Annotated in this window: 20 protein-coding genes; 1 reads left to right on the forward strand and 19 read right to left on the reverse strand. The window is 53.1% G+C overall.

All coding sequences use genetic code 11. The annotated features are described in order from the left end of the window. Positions 1-5: 5 nt before the first annotated feature. The 4 genes from D1227_RS10830 to D1227_RS10850 form a co-directional block, all read right to left on the reverse strand. Complete coding sequence (locus D1227_RS10830; RefSeq protein ID WP_233350143.1) at positions 6-389, reverse strand: hypothetical protein; 384 nt, start codon at positions 387-389, stop codon at positions 6-8. Between the two features lie 80 nt (positions 390-469). Next, positions 470-2,065, reverse strand: a complete 1,596-nt coding sequence (locus D1227_RS10835) for a nickel-dependent hydrogenase large subunit (RefSeq protein WP_112073828.1) — start codon at positions 2,063-2,065, stop codon at positions 470-472. 24 nt (positions 2,066-2,089) lie between these two features. Continuing rightward, complete coding sequence (locus tag D1227_RS10840; RefSeq protein ID WP_112073829.1) at positions 2,090-3,052, reverse strand: NADH-quinone oxidoreductase subunit B family protein; 963 nt, start codon at positions 3,050-3,052, stop codon at positions 2,090-2,092. A 607-nt stretch (positions 3,053-3,659) separates the two neighbouring features. After that, positions 3,660-5,123 (reverse strand): sigma 54-interacting transcriptional regulator, encoded by a 1,464-nt coding sequence (locus D1227_RS10850; protein WP_119404682.1) that lies wholly within the window; start codon positions 5,121-5,123, stop codon positions 3,660-3,662. Between the two features lie 104 nt (positions 5,124-5,227). Here D1227_RS10850 and D1227_RS10855 point away from each other — a divergent pair, with 104 nt between their 5' ends. Next, a complete protein-coding gene (locus D1227_RS10855) occupies positions 5,228-6,511 on the forward strand; it encodes a DUF3422 domain-containing protein (protein ID WP_119404683.1) in 1,284 nt (427 codons plus the stop codon). A gap of 133 nt (positions 6,512-6,644) precedes the next feature. On the opposite strand, the gene D1227_RS10860 is transcribed toward D1227_RS10855, so the two are convergent. The 15 genes from D1227_RS10860 to D1227_RS10930 all read right to left on the reverse strand — a co-directional run bounded on the left by D1227_RS10860 (position 6,645) and on the right by D1227_RS10930 (position 21,461). Next, positions 6,645-7,484, reverse strand: a complete 840-nt coding sequence (locus D1227_RS10860; RefSeq protein ID WP_119455281.1) for a DNA -binding domain-containing protein — start codon at positions 7,482-7,484, stop codon at positions 6,645-6,647. A gap of 305 nt (positions 7,485-7,789) precedes the next feature. Then, positions 7,790-8,101, reverse strand: coding sequence for a DUF736 domain-containing protein (locus D1227_RS10865; protein WP_119404685.1), 312 nt, complete (start codon positions 8,099-8,101; stop codon positions 7,790-7,792). Positions 8,102-8,118: 17 nt separating this feature from the next. Next, positions 8,119-8,346, reverse strand: coding sequence for a DUF2274 domain-containing protein (locus D1227_RS10870; protein WP_119404686.1), 228 nt, complete (start codon positions 8,344-8,346; stop codon positions 8,119-8,121). Further along, on the reverse strand, positions 8,347-9,582 hold the full coding sequence (locus tag D1227_RS10875) for a TraB/TrbI/VirB10 family type IV secretion system protein (RefSeq protein WP_119404687.1): 1,236 nt from the start codon (positions 9,580-9,582) through the stop codon (positions 8,347-8,349). It abuts the gene before it with no gap. After that, the gene (gene trbG, locus D1227_RS10880; RefSeq protein ID WP_119404688.1) at positions 9,579-10,595 is read right to left on the reverse strand and encodes a P-type conjugative transfer protein TrbG; all 1,017 of its coding nucleotides are present in this window, start codon (positions 10,593-10,595) and stop codon (positions 9,579-9,581) included. The genes D1227_RS10875 and trbG overlap by 4 nt, the downstream gene beginning before the upstream one ends. 10 nt (positions 10,596-10,605) lie before the next feature. Continuing rightward, the gene (gene trbF / locus D1227_RS10885) at positions 10,606-11,289 is read right to left on the reverse strand and encodes a conjugal transfer protein TrbF (RefSeq protein ID WP_119404689.1); all 684 of its coding nucleotides are present in this window, start codon (positions 11,287-11,289) and stop codon (positions 10,606-10,608) included. A gap of 4 nt (positions 11,290-11,293) precedes the next feature. Continuing rightward, positions 11,294-12,622, reverse strand: a complete 1,329-nt coding sequence (trbL, locus tag D1227_RS10890) for a P-type conjugative transfer protein TrbL (protein ID WP_119404690.1) — start codon at positions 12,620-12,622, stop codon at positions 11,294-11,296. 12 nt (positions 12,623-12,634) lie between these two features. Then, positions 12,635-13,360: a P-type conjugative transfer protein TrbJ gene (gene trbJ, locus D1227_RS10895; protein WP_158586625.1), complete on the reverse strand. Its 726-nt coding sequence runs from the start codon at positions 13,358-13,360 to the stop codon at positions 12,635-12,637. Continuing rightward, positions 13,345-15,783 carry a conjugal transfer protein TrbE gene (gene trbE, locus D1227_RS10900; RefSeq protein ID WP_119404692.1) on the reverse strand — a complete coding sequence of 813 codons (2,439 nt, stop codon included), beginning with the start codon at positions 15,781-15,783 and terminating at the stop codon, positions 13,345-13,347. Before trbE ends, trbJ begins: the two co-directional genes overlap by 16 nt. After that, positions 15,777-16,049 carry a VirB3 family type IV secretion system protein gene (locus D1227_RS10905; protein ID WP_119404693.1) on the reverse strand — a complete coding sequence of 91 codons (273 nt, stop codon included), beginning with the start codon at positions 16,047-16,049 and terminating at the stop codon, positions 15,777-15,779. The genes trbE and D1227_RS10905 overlap by 7 nt, the downstream gene beginning before the upstream one ends. Then, entirely contained in the window at positions 16,049-16,360 is a 312-nt protein-coding gene (locus tag D1227_RS10910) for a TrbC/VirB2 family type IV secretion system protein (RefSeq protein ID WP_119404694.1), read from the reverse strand. The genes D1227_RS10905 and D1227_RS10910 overlap by 1 nt, the downstream gene beginning before the upstream one ends. Then, positions 16,357-17,358, reverse strand: coding sequence for a P-type conjugative transfer ATPase TrbB (trbB, locus tag D1227_RS10915; RefSeq protein WP_119404695.1), 1,002 nt, complete (start codon positions 17,356-17,358; stop codon positions 16,357-16,359). Before trbB ends, D1227_RS10910 begins: the two co-directional genes overlap by 4 nt. Next, positions 17,351-17,845 (reverse strand): CopG family transcriptional regulator, encoded by a 495-nt coding sequence (locus tag D1227_RS10920; protein ID WP_119404696.1) that lies wholly within the window; start codon positions 17,843-17,845, stop codon positions 17,351-17,353. The genes trbB and D1227_RS10920 overlap by 8 nt, the downstream gene beginning before the upstream one ends. Then, positions 17,842-19,827: an IncP-type conjugal transfer protein TraG gene (gene traG, locus D1227_RS10925; RefSeq protein ID WP_119404697.1), complete on the reverse strand. Its 1,986-nt coding sequence runs from the start codon at positions 19,825-19,827 to the stop codon at positions 17,842-17,844. Before traG ends, D1227_RS10920 begins: the two co-directional genes overlap by 4 nt. 260 nt (positions 19,828-20,087) lie before the next feature. Continuing rightward, a complete protein-coding gene (locus D1227_RS10930) occupies positions 20,088-21,461 on the reverse strand; it encodes a transposase (protein WP_119404061.1) in 1,374 nt (457 codons plus the stop codon). Between the last annotated feature and the right edge of the window lie 88 nt (positions 21,462-21,549).

The raw sequence follows: 21,549 nt of genomic DNA on the forward strand, positions 1-21,549 counted from the left end.
CCCTCCTAAATCCGCCACAAACGGCACCACCATTCTGGTTCGGCGGGCAAATCAAGTTCAGGCAAGTCACACCAACGTTTGTGAACAAGATAGTACATGCACTCTTGGCACCGCATGTCGTCCTCACCATGGGGCGACAGCTTCCAACCACTGATGATCAGTTTTCGCCGAAGGTCATCAGGGCTCAGTTCACGCAATTGATCCAGTAACTTTGAGAACTCTCTATCATTTTCTGGAAACGGCTCGAGTTGAGTAGCAAGTCCCTCTTCAAACATATCCTCTATCATTTTGATCAAAGTTGCATGGTTGGCATCCTTTGGTGTCACACCATATCGTTCGAGTGTTTTGCCAACGTCTCCCTGTTCGGACATTCCCGGTTTTTCTGTCATCACTGCTCTTTCAGGATGCGCGTCATGGAAGGAACGATGAGTTCCCTTTCATGACGCACATCTCTCGTTTAAAACAAGTTTTACGCTGTGCGGAACCTGGCCAGCTCTTCACCTGTTTTGGCATCGTGCGCATGAACTGTGCAAACAAGGCAGCTATCATACGAACGGCAAACGTGCCCAACCTCGACGGGATCTGATGGATTCTGAATTGGAGTTCCAATTAAGGCTTCCTCGATTGGGCCTCTTTCGCCGTCCGTTGCTCGCGGCCCCACATTCCACGTTGTCGGAGCAATGATTTGGTAATTGCTTATCTTACCATCTTTTACATCGATCCAGTGACACAGCGCTCCGCGGATAGCTTCGGTTGCACCCCAGCCTTGGCCATCTTTTTCTGTGGGCTTAATATACCAATCGTCGTTCAGCTTGAACTCACGTAGAATTCGCTCAGCCTCACGATAGAGTTTGCAAAGCTCATGCATACGCGCGAAATGGCGAAGTGCGATAGAAGGCCCCCCCATCTTTCGGTACATGTCCAAGATCAGTGGATCTGAATGCTGCCAAGCCTCTCCATGGCTGCCGCCCGCAACCAATTGACGAGCCAGTGGCCCAGCTTCAAGTCGTCCGTTTTCGGAATGGCGCACCGCAGTCGACCAAGAATATTTACCCTCATGATCGATGGGATTCTTACCTACTGGATTGGTCACGCGATCAAATGGGTGAGTTCCACCAACCTCATCATACCAAGCGTGCGTCACGTCTTCTCGTGTCATTGCCTGATCCATGAGCTTATGCGTATCGGTGGCACCGTCATAAACACCTGATTTCATGATAACGGCAGAATTGCGCCCTTCGATTGTCGGGTTTTGATACTTGTCCTCATGCGGCAGGTATCCCCAAGTAATGAATTTTGCGTGGCCTCGGCCGTATTTATCAAGGCCTATATCCATCGCCATGCGCCAATACATGCCGAGATCTGAATTCGCGTGCTCAGGTTTCTCATTCAACCAAGCCATGAAGTCATCATATGACTGGATTTCCTCGTAACGCTCCATTGAACAGCCGAACCAAAGTGGCTCGATCCAATTTCTACGGAAATGCTCAAGGATCGCGACAGAGCGCGTTACGTCTGTAAGTGTTGGTGAACACATTACACCACCTGGCACCATGTATGAGGAATGCGGCCATTGCCCGCCAAGTAGAGCGTAAATTTCTACGGGCCTTCCAGATATTGTCACTCCGGCTTCATATGAAGTTCCAGTGAACGGTGAATAGCGTTTAACGGCTTCCTCGAAATACTGACTTTTGGCGTAGTTTTGGTTCGTAAAGTCAATCATGAACAGGCCATAGTGATGGCGAGGTAGCGACTGAAGCGACTCAACAATCTGCCCCAGATTGCGCGCCAAAATCGCATTGCGCGGTACCGTTGTACCCCAAGCGGTATCGAGCGCCCACGCTGCACAGGTCAGGTGAGACGCGCCGCATATCCCGCAAGCCCGCGGCGTCACGACCAACCCGGCCTGCGGGTCTTTGTCTTTAAGGATAACCTCAAAGCCCCTGAACATCTCTGCATTTGTCCAAGCGTTTGTGACCACACCGTCCTGGATATCCACGCGAACATCTAGATCGCCTTCGACTCGCCCGACTGGCGATATATCAAGTGTTTGAATAGCTGACATTGTCTTATTTCCCTCTGCGCTCGCCTAAACCACGAAAATATCTTCTTCGGCCCAAGCCGGAGAAGCGTTTTTGGCGGCAGCGGTCAGTTTCATATATCCTTTTTTATCGACCCCAGTTGGCAAGTCCTTTGGAACCCCCATAACTGTTTGCGTTTTGAAAACTGTGCCCGGCGCAAGATCAAAGAATGGGAATTCTGGTTCAGTACAGCCCAGGCAAGGCATACCCGCCCGTGTTTTTGAAGATTGCCGGTTCCACAAGATGCGATTGCATGGACTGTGGGTCATTGGACCGCGGCATCCTAGATCGTAGAATAGACAGCCCTTACGCTGCCCAAACGCGGTGGTCGACACTTTGTACGCAAAATGCATATTTCGCGTACAGCCTGTTTGGGTAAAGCTCGCAAAGAATGTTTTTGGCCTCTGGAATTCGTCCAAAGTAAGATCTCCGCCTCGCCCCGAAGCTACTGCAACCAAAATTTGAGTTACCCAGTCGGGGTGAGCTGGACATCCAGGGATGTTAATGACTGGAAGCCCAGCTTTGGAAACAAAGTTCTCCCCCAATGCACCACCTTTTGCGCGTTTGAGGAATTGAAGACCTTCACTATCGGAAGGGTTTGGAGCGGTCGCTGGAATGCCGCCCCATGTAGCGCAATCACCGATTGCAACCACGTATTGGGCCGCATCGCATAGCTTTTTTACCCAGTTCTTCATGGGCTCGCCGCAGAACCGGTTCCACTCACCGGTTCCATCTGGCGCATTGATCACAGTTCCTTCGAATACAAAAATATCGAGCTGAATTTCGCCAGAAATACACTTCTCCAGAATAGTTTTAACGTTGTCGCCTAACTCAAGGCCGAGAGATGGCTGCCACAGAACATTAATTCCAAAGTCAGTTACGAGATCGCATGCGCTGGGCTCTTCAGCGTTTAGAAACGACATCGTGTTCCCTGAACAAGCCCCCCCTTGCAACCAAAGAAGATTGGCCATGATTAGTTTCCTCCGCTGTTCTCGGCGCTTTTCGCCGTTTGTAAATTATGAGTCAGCTTATCAGTTGATATCCATGCCAAACACCACCGGCACAAAACGCTAACTAAGTTTACAGAGACTCTGTCGCAGGAATGGCTTCATGCACGAATTGCCACTACGTTCGTGTTTGCTTAGGAGCGCCGTATCGATTGAAAGTCGGCCCGGCTTAAGCGGATAGCTGCATTCTTGCGCGGAGAGCTCGGGATTTGATCGGCACAGCTCTATCTAATCGCACGAACAATTGATTAGAGCGCAAAATGCCTTTGCGAGACCAGTATGGCACAGCGCAAAGATAGTTTGCACCCGGCTGTTGATGCAAACTTAATTCGCAGCAGACGCGAACATGTTACATCGTGTTTAGCCCTGCCGATTGCCACAAACAGGGCACTCCACTTCAGGGCCATAGCCCATCCAAACTCCACTGCATTGGCTACACCAATGTCCGACGCACCGATCACCGGATGGATTCAACGTCAATGCGAGTTTAGAATACCCAATAATTTTTGCTGGTTTTTGACGATTTCGGCCTGAAACTGCGGCGTGCGGAAACGGGATAACCCTGTCATCTTTACTCATTGAGTTGTCTAGCTTTCTGATCAAGACCGTATCGTTTAATCTTATTTGCAATTCCAACTCGCGACAGACCCAGGCTTTGCGCCGCCTTGGATTGATTCCAGTTCAGTCTTGTCAGCACGCGGAAAACGATTTGGCTCTCTAAGTCTTCGATGATTTCTTTAAGTGTTCTTCCGTCAGCTTCGATACTGGCAAGAGAGTCTTTCCGCGCTTCGATAGAGGCGATCACTTCAGAGAAGTGCTTAGGAAGAATATAACTGTTGTTGTAGGCCAATGCAGCTGCTCTAGAAATCTCCATCTCCAATTCGCGTACATTTCCTGGAAAATCGTACATCGACAATTTATCCAGAGCCTCACGTGAGATGCCGACGATTCTTTTGCTATTAATTTCCGCAGCTCGCTCCAAAAAAAATGCTGCCAATGCAGGAATATCGTCAACGCGATCTCGAAGCGCTGGAATATCCAGCTCGAACCCTTTGAGGCGGTAATACAAATCTTTACGAAACTTACCCTCTGAAACGAGCCGATCCAACGGTCGATTGCTAGCGGCGATGATCCTCACGTCAGCGTTTTGGACAAAATCCGAACCAAGCGGCTTGACTTCGCCTTCTTGCAAGAAACGCAATAAACTTACCTGAAATGCGGGTGAAATCTCTGATATCTCGTCTAAGAATACTGTTCCGCCGTCCGCTGCGCGAAAGAGCCCCAGTCGATCCGATATAGCGCCTGGAAACCCGCCTGAAACGTGCCCAAAAAGCTCCGAATGAAGCGCTTCATCTGTAACGCCACCGCAATTTTGCACATGCATCGGGGATTCACGCCTACTGGAGTTGTAGTGCACCGCGCGCGCCAGCAATTCTTTGCCCGTACCCGTCTCTCCCTGAATGAGGATTGGAAGCTCGGTTCTCGCAGCCTGTCTTGCCGCCGCGCATAATGCGTCCATCGATGGGCTGACATAGATTAACTTTTCGAACCGAGACCAGGGTGCCTTGATCGCCTCTTCTTTATGCCCGCCAAATAGATCGTCATCAATCGATAGTTTGAGTTCGCGCGATAGAATTCTGTGTCGTCTAGAGAGTTCGGCCATCTCCAAAGCGCGTTTTGCAACCATGCCCAAATGCTCAGATTTGAGCGGTTTACGCATCCGCAAAAACGCTGCGCTATTTCTGGCGATCTTGCCAATTCGCTCGCTCTTACTGTCATCTCCGAATACGATACGAGCCGTTTGCGGGCCTTTCACGCGAGCGGTAACAAGAAAATTTTTCCGTACATTCGCTAGCACCGCTTCATCGCAGATAATCAGCTGGCAATCGACATTATTGAATTTTTCCGCTGCGTCTTGTTCAGTCTCACAATTGATGAGGCGATAGTGTCGCTCATCGGCAAAAACAGCTTTGGCGGATTTGTTGGCTTTCGGATCTTGAGAAACGAACAACACGGTACAGACGAGCGAATTCATATACTTAGTTTACAATCTGATAATAGAGTAGACAATACGAATTCCGCCAATAACGTGGTCCTAATTGCGTATCACGAGTTTCTGAAACTGCGCGAGCTCGCGATATGCACAGCAGCGAACAGCGAAGCGCCGTCAAAAGTAACGGCACATTGGTCAATACTCAAAGGAGCAAATTCGTCTTGGCCTCTCCAGAACAACTTCACACCCAACACGTCGACCGAGCCTTTATTCAGGACGAGGCGCACGCGCGCCCCCCCGTCGCAGTCGAATGGAAAGCAGGTGAAGCTTGGCACTGGGTGCTTCATACACCGCAATTTGATGCCAATACCTGGCCATCGGAATTTGATCTGGAGCTACGTCATCAGTTGATCGAGCGCCCAGATGGAATCTTGCGTTTCGAAAGGCACACTGAATTTGTATCTCTGACGTTCTTTGGCGAACACCGTCCAAGTTTGGAGACGCTAGACCTAGTCCGGAGGTGCCCGGGCAATCAGCTTTCGGGCGCGAGAATTCTCGTGTCAGAGACGATATCAATAGAAAATGCGTTCGGAGACGCTCGCATCTTTGGCGGGAATGTAATGTTTGAAGGTATCGCGGCAACGACAGACTTCAGAGTTTCTGATCACGGCCTTGTTAAGTACACGGTGTCAGGAAAATTTGAAGATGGATTTGCCCGCGGCCGATTGATCAAGCGGCTCTTAGACCTTGAAACTTATCGAATGGCATGCCTGCTTGGCCTCCCGGCCGTTCGGAGTCTAACTCCCAAATTACATGAGCTTGAATCTCGCGCCGAAAAGGCAACCTCTATCTTGAACCAAACCCAGACTTCCCTTGATGAGTCCATTCGCGAGTTGGCCAATATATTAAAATCTGTATCAGCGATTAGGTCAGAGCTTTATTATCGCATAGCCGCTTCCAACGCTTACTACGACTTGGTGTCGGACCGATTGGCAAGTTTGGATGAAACCCAGATCGGGCAACGCCAGACTTTGCGGGGATTCATTAAACACCGCCTTGATCCGGGTATGAAAACTATACGGGCATTTGAACGACGCGCTGAATCTATTTCAACTTCCATTTCTGAGGCCCTCGCGTTGGTGCGCACCCAATTGGACCATACTGCTCAGCAGCAATCCCAAAACTTGCTCGCCTCAATGGAGCAGCGTGCGCGTCAACAAGTGCACCTCGCGCAGGCCGTGGAGGGCCTTTCGGTCGCGGCAATTACATACTATTCTGTGGGGCTAATTTCATACCTATTGAGAGGCGCGCCACCCTTAATCCTCGATCATAGCACTCTTATTGCCTTTTCTGTCATACCGGTCGCGGTATGTGTCGCGTGGTTTACACGGCGCGCAAGAAAGAAGATCGATAGTATCGCGCGCCGCTGAATCGGCGATGGTTTTCTAAGCTCAATTTTTCCTACTTTAGTGATGTCGTTTTCGGAAGCGTCTCTATCAGCCCATTGATGGATCGTTCGATACACACAATATCCATATGGTTGGATTGGTTTCACCACATCTTTCAGCGCGTATCGCACATAAAGTCGATTGGCCTTGGTGGGGCACCATTGGCCCCTTCACAAAGTTCATGTGCTCGTTCGCGGTAATATCTAACGCGTTGGATCAATGAACGGTCGCCATTTGCCATCCCTTCTTCAACCGATTTGTCTCCGACAATGATGGAAGCGATCTGGCGGTCGGTCAAACCCGCCCGAGAGCCGTCTAAAGCGATCAGTCCATTTCTGAGCAATCGTGCTTTTTGAGAGAATACAGGCGGCGTTTTAACGTGGTCTCCATAGACCTCAGTTGCTCTCTTCACAATTTCCAGATGCGAATCGAGTCCTCTGACTGCATCGACGCTGAATGATGTTTTAACAGGTTTGGTCGTGACCAAAGTATGGCCTGAACACCGGACTTGAACGGACCTGCCAGGACCGACATGAACGAGGTGCTCGATGCCTTTATCATCGGTCAAATGGACCATTTTGCACTTTTTTATCGTCTCATCAAAAAGGTCATGTGGCTCACCTGGCTCGCGCGGAAGTACAGTAACATGCACAATTTCTGGATCAGCCTCTGGCGTCCAAAATACGGTTGCTTTTGGCGCAGCAATGTCTGGATTTGGAAAGAATTTAAGCCCCCATTCTTCTGCCGCCGGCTGCTCCGTCTTTAGACGAATGAGTTTAATGTCATGGCACGCTAATTTGCTCTTAGGCGCTTGCCCGAACGCTTCCCAAGCGACTGCCTGAAACTTGGAATTGCGTCTTAAATATTCAAACGCCCAGTCCCTATTGGAAAGATAGGCTGTGTAGTCATAAGAGCTACGGTAAGTTGCAAATTCATCTAATTTAACATTGACCATATCAAAATCCCCCACAGTCAAGTAAAGGCAAGCCCCATGCCAAAAACTCAATAATAATAGTTGTTTATAGGACTTTGGTCGGGTATTCTTACATTTGCTACTTTAGCTAGAAGGCGCGAAGGCGCTTCATATCAATTCAAAGTGGCTCACCGACTTAGATTTTATGATTTAGGTCACTGATCAGTAGCCGCGGAGCGATCCGTGAGTGAGTGAATAGAGCCTTGCCGAAGAATCAATCGGCTCGTATCGCTAAGCCGATTGAACATGATGTATCTCCACTTTTTGTAGCGCTCTTCGCACGACGGCTAAACTTTCGGCGCACGCTTCCAGACGAGGTCTGCGCCATCAGGTCTTGGAAAAAGCGCTGCTTGAACCGGTTCGGCAAAGGTCGGATCATCGAGGACACATCTGATATAGTCCTTCCCGCCATCACCTTTCGATCGTGCATTCCAGCCAACGCCAAGATCACTGTCTCCAGCTTTGATAAAATAGTCAGGCGAGTGATCTCCGCGTTTTTTTCGGTTTGGGACAAACCGCACCGAAAGGCACAGAGACAGCGTTGAGATCGAGCCCTCATACCCCGTCCTGGTGCGTGTGAAGATGCCGATATTTGCCATTACATTCTCCTTGGTTTTTAGGGCTTCATATCGCGCCGAGCCCGTTTGAACCCGGCATCGCTTTCGATAAGCGCGCGCAACATGGATGGAATGAGATCAGCGACGCTCACCTGTTTGCCGTAGGTGCGAGAGTGAACCTCAGCATAATCATTAAGATCGCCATGCAATTCGGGCTCTACTGCGACGGACAGTTTAACGGGTGTACGATCAGCAAGCGGGCCGATTTTGAGTTTCGTTCCGGTCATTTAGCCACCTCCATAGGGCTGAAGAATAATGTCTTGATGGACAAGGATGCGCAGGCGCCAACCAGGCCGAATTGTTATGGTTGGCTGCACGGCGAGCTGCCTGCGTATAACCTCATTGCCAACTTGTGACGCGCCATCTTGCGCAGCGTCTCGGAGCGCGCTTGCGATACGGTCATCCTCATCGTCTGAAAGCTCTGCGCCAATGCTGATGAGGCTTGAAAGCGCAGCGGCTGAGAAGATACGCAGGCTGTGATTGTTGACCCGGTCCTTGAGACCAGCATTTCCACGTCCATCAACGCCAGGTAGGTTTTCAATACGGATGGAGGTTCCATCCGGCATGATGATCCTATTCCAGACGACCAATGCCCGCGACTGGCCATAAGCGACGACGCTGTCATAGCGGCCAATAATCCGGCTGCCTTGCGGAATAAGAACGGTCTGCCCGGTGACCGTGTCATAGACCGGCTCAGTGACCTGACCGACAACCTGACCCGGTAGGTCTGAATTAATCGCCGTGAGCAGCGTTGCTGGAATGACGGTCCCTGCCATGACTTGCCAAGGCGATGCGGGCGTTTCGATTTGATAGGGATTGTAAATTGAGCGGTCCAGTTTCTCAGCCACAAAGTCAGCTTTACGGTCCTGATAATTTGGATCGCCTCCATACCCCTGCTGCTGCGGTCCGATTTGCAAGGCTTTCAATGCAGCGAACGGGTCTTGCGCCGCTGCGGGTGCGTATAATCGCGCCGCGGCCTGTTCAACCGATGACCTGTTCTCCGCTGCATTTGTAAAGAACAAGCCACTCTGCCGCGCGGCTTCGGTGCGCTCGGCCTCACGTTCAATTGCTTCGACTGCAGCATCATCGCGCGGTAGATCGAAAACGACGGATGGTTGCGGATCAAGGCGGCCCTCACGCTGGGCTTTCAGAATCGGTGCCCCAAGATCGCCCGGTAAGGGCGGACCCAAGATGTCGGGCTTTTGATCGACCTCTGCATAAGAAACAGGTAGGTTCGCCAGTCCCGCAGCCGTCGGCTTGTTTGCCGTCGAATATAGCTCACGCGCGGGAGCGACTGTATCATTTCGGGACCCACTCATCGCCAATGCAAATGAGCCGAGCACAATGGCCGAAGCACCGCCCAAGACAACCGCGAGCGCTTTTTTGCTGAACCTGCGGATGGGCGCAGGCGAAGACCTAAGTGCCAGGTCTTGCACTCCGATAGATGGATCGTTCGGGCTCATCGCGATGCCATCTGCAGATCATTACGCTCAATACGAACGACGTCTTGGTTTTTCTCTCCCAGGCGCAGCTCAGCCATCGCAAACAACCGGTCAACAACATAATAATTGTCCCGCATGCGATAGTTCACGAGCTGGGATTTTCCATCGCGGCCAACAACAAAGAGCGGCGGCGCTTCGCCTTGATCCAAGCGCGCGGGGAACTGGATGTAGACTTTTCGCCCATCATCAAACACGCGCGACGGTCGCCAGTGTGGCTTGTCTCCGCTGATCTCATAGCGAAACCGCAATCGGTCGAGTTGCAAGCCAAGCGACGCTGCTGATTTCTCTCCTGATGTCTTGGCCACCGGCGAGCGGCGTACAAGCGGTTGATCAGAGTAGCGCCATGACACCGCCGCCATATAGGTTTCTCTAAAAGCGTGAAGCTCAAGATGGTAGGCACGCCGTGAAGTCGTGATGATCAGATTGGTTTTAAGCCCTGCTTGAATCGGTTTGACGAGAATATGGACCTGAGCATGATCACCTGCACCGGACACCGTATCGCCGAGCACCCAACGCACCGTGTCACCGGCTGAGACAGACATTAGTTCTTCACCCGGTTGTAGGGCGATGTCGGTGACCTGCTCTGGTGCGGTATAGACCTGATAGAGCGCGCCGCGCGTATAAGGGTAGATCTGGATTGCGTTCATATAGTTGGCCGGTGACGGCTCGATGGCGGCCGATGCGTTGGCCCGCTCTATGGCCTGATAGGGCTTGAGCGTTTCGGTCTCACCTGCTCCTGCGAGTTCCTTCGGGGAGATGCCGGGCCCAAATGTTCGGGCCACAAGCGGCGCCTGCGCGACCGGGGTGTCTACGACCTCCGGTCCATCTAAATCAGCGTCAGATAGATAGACCGCCTCGATAAAGGGTTCATCATCAAGGACAATGTCCGCAGTCTTTGAGTCCATAGTGAATGTCTCACAGCCCGCTAAAGCAGTGGCTCCGAGAAGGATGGTGAGAAAATGTGTCTTCTTCATAGAAGCCCCCTTAGTTTAAGTCTTTCGACCAGTTGATGCCGTGGACGTAGAGTCCGAGCGGATTTTGATGGAGTGTTTCCGCGTCGCGCGGCGCGTCAGAAATGATTGAAAGCGTGGCGGTCCAGTTTTCACGGCCCATCTCTGCGCCGTTGCGGAAGGTGGTTTCGCGCCAGCGGAGCGTAAAACTATCATCGCTCGCTCGGACAACACTCGACACATCGACCGAGACAGACCGTGTGCCAATCTCAGCAAAAGGATCATTTTCTTGCGCATATGTGTTCAATGTCGAGGCTGCTCGGTCGGTGGCATAGGCATAGGCCTGCAACCAATTCTGGCGCACGATGATGGGATCAATTGAGACCGAGCGCGTATTCTTGATGAAGGCCGCCAGATGGTAGGCGATCTGCGCATCTGTTGGCTCGTAGGTTGCGTCGGCAGGGCCGACGGCGCGCACTGCACCTTCGCTAGATAGCTCAATGACGTAGGGCGTCACATAAGACTGCGTGGAGCGCCAAACGAGACCAGCAGCAAGCATGGCCGACATGGCGATGGCCAGTAAGGCAGCCAAACGCCAATTCTTGGCCTGTACTCTGGCCGACCCGATTCTGTCATCCCAGGCTTGGGCGGCGCGCTGGTAGGGCGTGACCGGTTCGGGTGTGTCGCTAAAGGTGTTGGTCTGTCGTTTCCACATCATCGGATTAATCCTCTTCGTCTCTTAGTCGCGGTGCTTCGCCTGCACCGGGCCGGTCACCATCGCGAACAGCGGCGGCTGCCGTCATGCCCGCATCCCGTGTTGATTGGCTGCGGCGGATTCTCTTCGCCCAATCAGGGCCGGACGTATCATTTGCGGGGCTTACGACACGGGTCGGACCGCCTGTGCCACCCGTCGCCGCAAATGCCGCTTGACCGCCAGTGCGATAGCGCCGCCCAGCATCACCGGTCATGCGCGAGAAGACTCGGGCCGCAGATTGTCTCGCGGTCGCGAAACCCGCAGCAGCGACACCTCCGGCACCAGACGCAACGCGAGCCACGCCTGCTTTTCCTGAGGTGGCTGATGAAAGTGCGTATGAGGCCCGTGTGCCACCCGCGACTGATGCGGCAGCTCCAATTGAAGTAGAAGCCGCTCGGCCAGCACCGCCAGCTATACCGCGAGCCATGGAGCCGCCTGCAACAGCCCCTGCGCCTACCCCAGCGGCTGTACCGATGGCCGCCCCGGCTCCGAGTTGCGGCGCGCCTGAAACAATGCCGGTTGCAATGCCAGGCCCGAAAATACCGAGAGCCAGCATAGCCAGAGATCCAAGGATGACCGAAGAGGCCTGCTCCAGGGTGACCGCATCGGGTGCAAAGGTCGATGTGATGGATCCAAAGATTGTTGATCCAATGCCCACAATGATGGCGAGCACCATCAGCTTAATCCCGGATGAGATGACATTGCCGAGAACCCGTTCGGCCAAGAAGGATGTTTTGTTCCAAAGGGCAAAGGGGATTAGAACAAATCCAGCCAGAGTGGTCAGCTTGAATTCGATGATTGTGATGAAGAGCTGAATGGCCAGAAAGAAGAAGGCTAGAAGCGTAATAAGCCAGGCAAGGCCAAGAACAAAGATGATTACGAAGTTTTTGAAGAACGCGATTGGCCCGGTCAACTTCGCGATTTCATCCAACAAGGGGTAAGCCGCATTGTAACCCGTGGCGGCAACAAAGCCCGGCTTCATAATATCATTGGCCGTAATCGTGCCGCCTGTTGCGTTGAGCCCCAATTGCGCAAAACTCTGAAAAATCACGTCGGCGAGGAAGGCGAAATTGCCAATGATCAGGGCGAAGAAGCCAACATAGAGCACCTTTTTCAGGAACTTGCCGATGACATCTGTGTCAGGCCCCATCGCCCAGAACAGCCCTGCCAGTGTGATATCGATTGTTATGAGGGCCGTCGTCAGGAATGCCACATCCGCTTGCAACAACCCGAACCCGCTATCGATATAGGTCGAGAAGGTGACAACAAACTGATCGATGACGTTGAGGTCGTTCATCCGCTTTGCCCCTTAATTGCGCGTGTAGGCGGCACCGTCACCGCGAAAGCGCTGGTGGCGGATGCGTGCCTGTTCCTCGATAGCCATGCGCCGGGCATGCTCCACTGCAAGCATGCGGTGCTGGGCGGCCATAAGGTGCTGCATTTGCATTTGTTGCTCGACGCTCAGCGCAATCAGCTGATTGCCCGCTTGATTGACTTGCAGGTTGCCCACCGCTTCCTGGCTTCGATTGACGAGCGTCGTCAGCGTCTCGCGGGATTCCGCGATCGACGTAACAATGCCGGATTGAACCTGGATCGCATTGCCAAAGGTCTTACGCGCGAGTTTCCATTGATCGGTCGCGCGCTCCACAATTTCCTGATTTGTGAGGTGTTCATAGCTCTCAGGGAAATTCTCTTCATAACGGCGTTCAGAGGTTGCCACCTCATAGGTGATCTCATCACCCTTGCGCATAAGAGTATCAATACGCTGCAAAAGACGTTGCAATTCCTGAATGGACGACTGGTCAAGCCGCGCGAGATTTTCAGCAGAATTGATCAACATCTGCGCTTCATTTTGCAATTGTTGTATTTGATTGTTGATTTGGTTCAGCGTGTTGACGGCGGTATTGACATTCTGAATGAGATTGGTGGGATCGATGACGACATCTCCCACGCCAAACAAGGCATCAGCGGGAGGTGCAAAGGTCGCTGAAAGAGCAGCCGCGCCGAGGACGATTGAGATTATTCGGCTGCGCATGGGACGCCTCCATTGCTGGTTTGAAGGATAAGATCTGCGGCCCAGGAGATGCCTTTGTGTTCGAGCCATGCGGCAGTGAATGCTTCGCCTGCAGCTTGATCGGCCAAAAGCTCATCAATGGCTTTTTGATCCTGTTTGGACCCCGCCCCACAAAGTGCCAGACCAATTGGGCCTAGCTCTAAATCAAACAAGCGATTTCCAGCCGGGCATTGTAGATAATAGTCGCGTTTCGGCGTCGAGCGAGCAATCAGCTCAATCTGACGGGCGTTTAAGCCAAACGCCTCATAGGTCGCTGTCTGACTTTGTTCTTGCGCCCGCGCATTTGGAAGGAAAATCCGCGTCGGGCAGCTTTCAATCAGCGTTGGCGCAATGGTGCTACCTGAAATATCTGACAGAGACTGAGTTGCGAACAGGACAGAGACATTTTTCTTCCGCAGGGTTTTCAACCATTCACGCAGGCGCCCAGAAAACATCGGGTGGTCTAAGAAGACCCAAGCCTCGTCGAGGACGAGTAAGGTCGGCGCGCCATCAAAGCGAGCTTCCAAGCGGTGGAACAGATAGGAGAGCACGGGCGCAGCAAGGCGCTTATCGTGCATCAAATGCTCCATTTCGAAGACGGCTAGATCGCCCTGTTTCAAACTGTCATGCTCGGCATCCAGCAGTGCGCCGTATGGACCATCAAGGGTGAAAGGTTGCAGCGCTTGGCGCAGCTCGGTCGATTGCAGTAGGGCGCAAAAGCCCGTAAGCGTGCGCTGACGCTTCGGCGCGTTTGAGAGGGAAACTAAGGTTTCCCATACTGCGTCTCGGACCGCCGGCGTCAACTCAACGCCTTCTTGTTTGAAAAGACCCAACAGCCATGTCATAGCGGCAGCGCGTTCGGCTTCATCATCGATGAGCCCGAGGGGCTGAAACGATAGACCGCCATCTAGGCTAAGGTCATATTCACGCCCGCCCATTGCGAGCATGGCGGCGCGGGCCGAGCGTCCTTTGTCAAAGACGAAGACGCGGGCGGCGTTATACTTTCGAAATTGCAGCGCGAGCAGTGACAGGAGTACTGACTTGCCCGCACCCGTCGGGCCAACCACCATTGTATGACCGACATCGCCCTGATGTGTCACTAAACGAAAGGGTGTGTTCGAAGACGAGCGCGCCATTAAGAGCGGTGGTCCATCCAAATGTGTGTTGCGTTCCGGGCCTGCCCAAACGGCGGCGAGCGGTGCCATATGGGCAAGGTTCAGCGTATGGATGAGCGGCAAGCGCACATTGGCGTAGGCGTTCCCGGGATGTGTGCCGAGCCAGGCATCGACGGCATTGAGTGTTTCGTTGATCGCGGTGAATCCATGTGCGTTGAGCACGCGTTCGATGGCCTTGGCCTGCTCACTTGCAATTTTTGGATCACGATGCGTGGTGACAATTGCGGTGGTAAGATAGCCAAACCCAACATGGTCTGCGCCCAATGCCTGAAGCGCTTCATCGACATCAGCAGCTTTATTTTCAGCGTCGGTATTTACGAGCGCTGCTGGTTCATTCTCCAGGGTCTCTTTCAGAACCGTCACGATTGATTTGCGTTTGGCGAACCATTGTCGGCGATAGCGATTGAGGGTTTTCTCGGCCTCGGTCTTGTCCATGGGCAGGAAGCGCGTCACCCATCGATAGGAAAATCCAAGATGATTGAGATCGCTTAGCAGCCCTGGCTCAGTCGCATTTGGAAACCCTTGGAGTGAAATGACACGAAGTGCATGATCGCCGAGGCATGGCGCTAGGCCGCCGGTTAGATCACAATCGGTCAAGAAGCCATCTAGATACATTGGGGTTTTTGGCATTCTGACGAGATGGCGCTTGGTCGAGACACAACCATGAAGATATGTCAGCGTCTCGTCATCGCTTAGCCAACTCGCCTGAGGCATCAACGTTTGAATGAGGTCAAAACTTCGATCTGTGTTGGCTAAAAAGGAAGCCAGCGTATCATTCCAGAAGGCTTCAGGCACTTGCCCTGGATCTTCGATCATCAAGTTTTCGACCCGGGCAGCCCGATCAGCAGGTGGCATCCAGCAGAAGGTTAGATAGGAATCGCTCTCAAAGTGGCTGCCTGCTTCAAGAAACACATTGCGTCTCTCTTCATCGAGCAACCAGCTCGCCGCATCTGGGAATGAACTGTCTGGATATTCTGTCGACGGTCGTCGCTCAGCTTCAAAGAACAGCGCCCAACCTGATCCAAACCGGCGAAGCGCATTATTGACCCGCGCGATATAGGCAACAAGCTGCTCTGCGGTCGCGCTTTCAAGATCAGGCCCGCGATAGCGACAGGTTCGCTGCAGCGAGCCATCCTTGTTGAGGACCACGCCGGGCGCGACCATAGCCGCCCAATTTAGATAATCTGAAAGCCGTTTAGGACGGCCACGATACTCCAGCAGATTTAGCATGAGAGATACCCCTTGTGTCGAACATGGCGGGTGAGCACTTCCATGAATTTCGGGTCGCGTTTGGCGGCCCAAACACAGATCCCGTGGGAGACCATCCAGTAGACAATTCCAACCACCCACATTTGCATGCCAAGACCGAGCGCGGCGGCGAGAGTGCCATTGAGGATTGCGGCCATTCTCGGTGCACCGCCGAGCAGAATGACCTCGGTCAGCGACCTGTGAAGTGGCACATTATAGCCGTCAGGAAGCGCAGGCCCGTCTTGCATTAGAACGTCGCTCCGCCACCGAATGAGAAGAAGGTAAGAAAGAAGCTGGTGGCCGCGAACGCGATGGAAAGACCAAAGACGATCTGCAATAGCTTACGCATGCCGCCGCCGCTTTCCCCGAAAGCGAGGCCAAGGCCGGTCAGGATAATCACGATCGTTGCGAGGATCTTGGCAACCGGGCCTTCAATTGATTGAAGGATAGAATCTAGCGGCCCTTCCCATGGCATACCGGAACCCGCCGCGTGGGCTGGCAATGTAAGAGCAATGGTAATTACGCTGAGCGCCACCACTTTCGAAATGGTCGTCTTCATTGTTTTGTCCTTTCGGGTTTTGAAGATGATGTTGAAGGAACTTCCCGCAGCGGGGCTTGAGCCGGTTTCAGCACGTATCCATCGCCACACTGGCGATCCAATTTGAGGATGGACTCGACTTGGCGAACGCCGTCCTTGCGCCGAATGAACACCACGCAATCGATTGTCTCGGCGATGAGTTCGTAAGGGACAGTGTGCGCCACCTCACCGACCAATTGCTCAAGGCGGAAAAGACCAGCTTCGGCAGAATTTGCATGAACAGTTGCGATCCCGCCAGGATGGCCTGTATTCCAGGCTTTGAGCATGTCTAACGCTTCACCGCCGCGCACTTCCCCAACAATGATCCGGTCAGGTCGCAGTCGCAGCGTCGAGCGCACCAAATCTGAGAGGGTGACCGAGCCGGGTTGAGTGCGGAGCGCCACCGTATCAGGTGCCGAGCACTGTAGCTCTCTTGTGTCTTCCAACAGGATGACCCGGTCACCTGTCTGAGCAATCTCCGCGAGCAAAGCATTCGCGAGCGTGGTTTTGCCGGACCCTGTTCCGCCGACGATGAGAATGTTCTCTTTTTCCAAGACAGCCAGCTTGAGAGCAATCGCATTTTGCGGGCTCATCACGCCTTCATCGACATAATCGTCTAGGGTAAAGATTCGAGCGGCGGGCTTTCGAATCGAGAAACATGGTTGTTCCGAAACCGGTGGCAAGACTCCTTCGAACCGCTCGCCCCCTAAGGGGAGTTCTGCAGATATGATGGGGGCCGCGCGTGTAACATCGCGTCCGGTGTGGCTCGCGACCAGACGGATGACCCGCTCAACTTCGTGCGGCGAGAGTTCAGAACCTGTGTCTTTGCGCCCTTCCCCGTGGCGTTCAATCCAGAGCCGCCCATCTGGATTGGTCATAATCTCAATGACAGTGGGATCGCTCAGCGCATCAGCAATTTGCTCACCAAGCGCAGTTGTCAGCATATCGGCCGTTCGCTCCAAGGCGTTTGCATCACGCATGACCCGCCTCCTCTTTTGTGCTTCGGTCGGGTGCAGGTACGTGCAGTCGCTCTAGCTCTGCCTCAGAGAAGAAATCGCTAGCGCCTGCAACCACTTCGTCGACTGCGGTTTGAAGGCTGCGTTTTCCAGATTGAAGATCGCGTCCCAATTGTTCGAGGAACTGATCGAATTGCTCTTCACCCTTGGCGCGGGCGACATCCAACTGGCTCGATGGCAGTTGCGGCGTCACCATCAGGAAGTATCTTATGTAAAGCGCGAGCGTTTCGCCGTGGACGGTATCTTTCTGCTCGAGCCGATCTAACTGCCGTGACAAGCGATCTAATCTTCGCGCAAAAACGGCTTCGCGCTCATTCTCTTTATTCCCGCTCAGATATTCAGTGAGCGCGTCATCAACGATGCCGCAAAGACTATATCCGGGACGTTTCGCAAGCTCATGCAAGCGCGCAAAATTGAGGTCTGAAACATAGGTGTGGATTCTGGGCTTCATCGCTCCCTCCCCTGCAACAGCCTCGCAGTGGTGAGTTCGTCGAAGGCATCTGCTTCAGCCAAATCCTTCCCAAAGAGCGTACGTTGCTTGGATACCTCGTGCTCCTCACTCTCTTGCTCAGTCTCATCTGTCGGTTCGGCTTCAGGAGCGACGTTTGGGTCTTTCTCCAAACGTGGTGTCTGTTCATGCCCGCCCGTATCGTCATCGGAGGGCATCAGATCTTCGTGCACGTAAGCCCTCACACCATCCCACCGAGTGGGCAGTTGCGCTTCTGGATTGGAATTAGACTGCGCGGGATCAATTTCAGGCAGAATGCGCTCAGTGAAGTTGCGATCTTCATAGTAGCGTAGCTTCTTTGCGCGTACCGGCGGGGCACCGGCGACCATGATAATCTCATCATCCGGCGGCAGCTGCATGACTTCGCCTGGCGTTAGCAATTGCCGCGCGGTTTCCTGACGCGAGACCATCACATGGCTGAGCCACGGTGCCAGCCTGTGACCGGCATAATTCTTCATCGCTCGCAGTTCTGTTGTGGACCCAAGCGCGTCAGAAATACGTTTGGCCGTGCGTTCATCATTGCTGGCGAACGCAACCCGGACATGACAATTGTCGAGAATGGCATTGTCGGGCCCGTAGGCTTTGGCGATTTGGTTCAATGACTGAGCGATCAGGAATGCGCGAAGTCCATAACCCGCCATATATCCAAGGCTCGTTTCAAAGAAGTCGAGCCGTCCAAGAGCCGGGAACTCGTCCAGCATGAGCAACACTTGGCGCTTTTCAATCGTAGGCGCGGCATGTTCCTCTGTGAGTCGCCGCCCAATTTGGTTCAGCATTAAGCGAACCAATGGACGTGTTCGTGAAATATCAGAGGGCGGCACGACGAGATAAAGGGACAGTGGCTGTTTGCCCTTCACAAGATCGTCGATGCGGAAGTCACATGTCGATATTGCCCGCGCCACGGTTGGGTCACGATAAAGCGATAAAAAGCTGAGCGCGGTAGAAAGAACACCAGAGCGTTCATTCTCGGATTTGTTGAGCAATTCACGAGCTGATTGAGCGACGGTTGGATGAACCCTCGGCGCTTCATCGGTACCGAGGTGGTCGGTGTGCAGCATCAATTCCAACGTGTCGCGGAAACTTCTTTCTGGGTGCGCAAGCAGATGCGCAACGCCAGCAAGAGACTTCTGTTCCTCAGCATAAAGGACGTGAAGGATAGCCCCGACGAGCAGCGCATGGGCTGTCTTGTCCCAATGGTTGCGGCGGTCTAGCCCGCCTTCTGGGTCGACCAGAATGTCAGCGATATTTTGAACATCACGAACTTCGTTTTGGCCCTTGCGTACTTCCAGAATCGGATTGTATCGGAGCGTCGCCGGGTGGGTCGGGTCAAAGCGCACGACGCGAGAGAATTTAGAACGCCACGCCGAGGTAAGCTGCCAGTTTTCCCCTTTGATATCGTGGATCACTGCAGATTGCTGCCAAGACAGCAATGTCGGGATTACGAGACCCACACCCTTACCGGAGCGGGTCGGAGCGAAAGCCATAATATGTTCTGGCCCATCATGGCGCAGATAAGCTCCCGGCAATTGTCCAAGGAAGACACCATCATTGGTAAGCAGGCCTGCACGGCGAATCTCGCTACGCTTCGCCCAGCGCGAAGACCCGTAGGTCGTGACGTTTTTTGATTCTCGCGATCGAAGCACAGCCCCGACCACGGCAGCAAAGAGCCCGATCACACCGCCCGAGCCAGCAATCAGCCCAGCTCGGTCAAAGGTCTCCGGCGCGTAAGCTTCAAAGGAGTACCACCAGGCGAAGAAACGCCACGGCTGATAAATTGGTGTATCGCCGAAAACAAACCAAGGCTCACCAAGGCGCGGTGAATAGGCAAGCTGCTCAGCTGTCCACTGCGCCGCATACCACACACCACAAACAGCGATGCAGAGAACGAGCAAAACTTGCCAGAAGATGGTCGTGGTCAGTTTCATGCCCTAAGGCTGAAACAAAGGACACCTTGCTGACTAGGCAGATAATCGAGTCTTATCGAGACACAAAAGGCACGAAATCGACCCTGCGGGAACTCCTAAGAACCATCGTGATAGATGAAGAATTTCGATGCCGGAAGGATGAGGCAAACGTCTTAGATGGGGCAATTCTGTTGAAAAACTCGCGGCTACTTTCGGCAGTCTTTTGACCTAGCTTTTTATAATGGCCTATTTCTTCGGGGTGCTCGCTTCAATTGGCCGTTCTAAGCGGCGTTTTGGAGAGTGGCAGACGGTTTGGTGGCGTATTTGGCGAGTTTTCTAAGGTTTTGAGTTGTTGCGGCGAGAAGAAATTCGTCATTGGCCCCAGTAGGGCCTCGCAACCTTAATCGTCGGAAGCGATGTTGGCACTTCAAGTGCGCGAAGCTCATCTCGACCTTCTTTCGATCCCGTCTCGATTGTTCATATTCATGCGTTCCGCGTAATCGTTTCACCTTATCGCGGGCATGTTCGTAGATGGACCGACTGACTTTTCGGAACGGCGCAGATGGACAGCAATTGGATTTGAGGGGACAAACGGCGCAATCGGTATTTCGCGACCGATACATTCTGCGATTATCTTTCGAGATGCCAGAGCGCGGTGTTTTGTAGTTTCTCCAGAACTGACGCAGCTCCTTTCCAGCAGGACACGTGAAGACGTCTCGGTCTTCGTGATACTGGAAGTCTTTGATGGTAAAGTTTGTCGTTGGTGCGCCTGGGGTCTCGAAGAGCGCGACATGCGGCTCGATTTGTTTCTCATCGACCATCCAGCCCAGCATTTCCGCTGAGCCGTAAGCAGCATCTCCCATCAGGCGTCTTGGCTTGAGCCCAAACCGATCTTCGGTTCGGTCGATCATGATCTTGGCCGCTTCAACCTCGGCTTTGCGATAAGCGGGTGTTGGCTCAACATCGACGATGACGGATGTCTCGACATCCAGGAGATAGTTGGTTGCCCAGGTGAAACGGGCCTGTCCGCCAATTGCAGCCGTCCACCGTGCCGTCGGATCCGTGAGCGAGATCTTCTTGCGTGGCGCACCATCCTGATCGATCGCATCAAGATATTCGGTAACTGGTCTCGACGCGATCTTCGGATCAGACCAATCAATCGGCTCACCCGCCTCGACGGCATGATCCTCACTCGCATCGGCGCGGATCATGCTGGCATCAACCGCAAAGCCTTCGCCTTTGACGAGACCTTCCGACATGCAGCTGAACACGACCTGCTCGAACAATTTCCGGAAGAGATCACTCTCACGGAACCTGCCATGACGTGCCTTAGAAAACGTCGAGTGATTGGGGACACGGTCCTCAATGCCCAGCTTACAGAACCATCGATAGGCAAGGTTCAAATGAACCTCTTCACACAAACGACGTTCAGATCGGATGCCATAGCAGTATCCAACAATCAGCATCCGGCACATCAGTTCCGGATCAACCGATGGTCGTCCCGTGTGACTATAGAAGGGCTTCAGGTGCGCCCGGATATCATCGAAATCGAGGAACCGATCAATCTTTCTAACCAAGTGATCCGCCGGAACCATCTTATCCAGTGAGAACTCATAGAACAGCTTTGCAGCGTCTTCTTCCAATCGTCCCATCATCGCGCATCTCCTCGATCTGCACGAAAATCACTGAATCAGAATTCGCCCATTTTGACTCGGAGTTTTTCAACAGTATCGGGCGAGTTTA

Origin of the sequence: Henriciella mobilis (genome assembly GCF_003576315.1) — a bacterium.
GTDB lineage: Bacteria > Pseudomonadota > Alphaproteobacteria > Caulobacterales > Hyphomonadaceae > Henriciella > Henriciella mobilis.